This is a genomic window from Acinetobacter sp. YH16052, from assembly GCF_013417155.1.
Lineage (GTDB): Bacteria > Pseudomonadota > Gammaproteobacteria > Pseudomonadales > Moraxellaceae > Acinetobacter.
This window is the reverse complement of the sequence record NZ_VPEO01000112.1, coordinates 1-2,028: the sequence shown is the minus strand read 5'-3', so window position 1 is coordinate 2,028 and position 2,028 is coordinate 1. Positions and strand designations below refer to the sequence as shown.

Sequence of the window (2,028 nt, the reverse complement as noted above, 5' to 3'; positions counted from 1 at the left end):
CTTTTCTGTTATTTGAGGTTCTTAACCTCAGTAGCAATCTGTCCTAGCTTTTGGTTACCATCAAGCAAAAGATCACCTGCAAATTTTTGAACAATGCTCAAGGCATTTTCTTTGTTATCTCTAATCTGCTCTAAGGCTTCTATAGTTTGCTCAAGCACTGGAACATATTGTTCTAACATCTCTAAAATAATCTTTGTCTTAGGTTGTCCTGTTAAGTCAGAAATCTTATCTAAAACTTCTTCCATCTCAGGAGGAACACTCAAAGCAATGCGTTTTCTGGTCATTCTTAAATTCCTGTTACCTATGGCAACAATATTACATCTATTCAAAAAATAAGCAAATATTTTCTTGTCGGCATAGCCGAAAAACTCCCGATCTTGGTTCAGATGAAAGCTGTAATCAAAGAAAGGAATATTTTGTAATTCTTGTTGTGTCAGTTCGCTCGTAGACACTCGCTCTGTAAAATAAAGCATAAAAAAACGCCCAAGATATTTATCTCAGGCGTTAATAAAATTCGGAAGAAGATTTATAAGGTTGTATAAATCTTCACAATATCTAACTTAACCTAACTGTTAGACAGCGTTAACTTATTTTCACTTAGTGAAACAGAGGATAACGACTAGACCAGCAGTTAAGACTGCGCGGCCTTGAGACTATAACTATAAGATTAAAAATAAATAAAATCAATTTATTCTGATTAATCAAAAATATGATCCCTAAATCAAAATATTGTTATGCCTTATTAATCCATAATTAAGTAAGCATTGCCTTATTAGTTCCATCGGTTTTTTAAGTGTCTGATCTTCTGCAACAGCAACTAGTAATTCACCCTGTTTTTTCTGTTTTCTAACAGCATTCCACATTTCAATATCTAGCTTAAAAAGCAGCTCCGCTACGTTGTCGGTATCGTCTACAATTTCCTGATCGGTTTTTTCTTCTGCTTTACTAACCAACTTTTTAAGACCTTTCGACCAATTCAACTGGCGAGTGCCTTTGAAAGCAAAATAATATAATTTGAACAGATTGGCATCTGTTTCATTTTCTGAATCTGAATAACTTCTCAAAATATCAAAAGGGGTGCGGGAATTTTCTTTTCCTTTTTTGATATGACCCTTAGTCATCTCATGCTCTAAGCCCCATTTTGCAACATAACTACCTGCTTCATTTCCGCCTTGTAAATCTAATCCGTGTTTTTCACTTGGAGTATCTAATCCTGATTTCTCACAGCAATCTTTCCAGATGTTGTACATATCCTGCTTAATACCTGGTAATGATTCTTTGCCTAAAGAGTAAGGAACAAATAATAAAACGTGATAATGGGGATGGAATCCATTTGCACCGTGGGTAATTTCAAAGCATGAGATATAGTGTTTTATTTGCCAACGCTCAAACATATCTTTAGATGCACGGACACCCTTAAAGAATTTTGAGTATGCTTTTTTCAGGTCTTTTTTTAGTTGTTTGATGTCAGTATCTGAATAATGAGGAACAGTAAGGGTAAGAAGTAATACAGATCCGCCTTGTTTCTGCCACCAATCCATAGCATCTTTGACTTCACATTTACGGTGTTCGGAAATAATTGCAGCACAAACAGGACAGCCCCATGCATTTGCACAGCGCATGACGTTCGTATAATTGGCTTTATTACGAAATTTATTAAATGTGACCCCTACACCATCATTTTTATCTACACGATTATAGAAACAGTGTTGGGTACGTTCCCCATTAAGTATTTTTCGAGCTGAATCTAGTAATTTAAACCGTTCTTTGATTGCCTGAAAGCCTTGCTGTGTGCGGATGGCGGAGTTATCCGTAGTATTACCAAGGGGCTTCCCATTTTCATCGACAGCCCATGTTTTTTTACCGTCTGTCACAAGTCTACAAGTCGGCAGTGTATCAGCGGTCGCAATCGTTGTCGTCCCTCCGCCTCTCACTCCCGCTTCTACTCTTTGACTTTCATTTTTGTTACCGTACAATAGTATTGCTCCTATTCATTTAGGTAGCTCCGAAAATGTTGCCGTACAACTA

General features: G+C 36.8%; 2 protein-coding genes. Both read right to left on the bottom strand.

Features of this window, described 5'->3' with window-relative positions:
* Positions 1 to 8: 8 nt before the first annotated feature.
* Positions 9 to 473, bottom strand: a complete 465-nt coding sequence (locus FTV42_RS17740) for a hypothetical protein (protein ID WP_257222737.1) — start codon at positions 471 to 473, stop codon at positions 9 to 11.
* A gap of 243 nt (positions 474 to 716) precedes the next feature.
* Positions 717 to 1,976 (bottom strand): protein rep, encoded by a 1,260-nt coding sequence (locus FTV42_RS16430; RefSeq protein ID WP_257223478.1) that lies wholly within the window; start codon positions 1,974 to 1,976, stop codon positions 717 to 719.
* Positions 1,977 to 2,028: the final 52 nt, after the last annotated feature.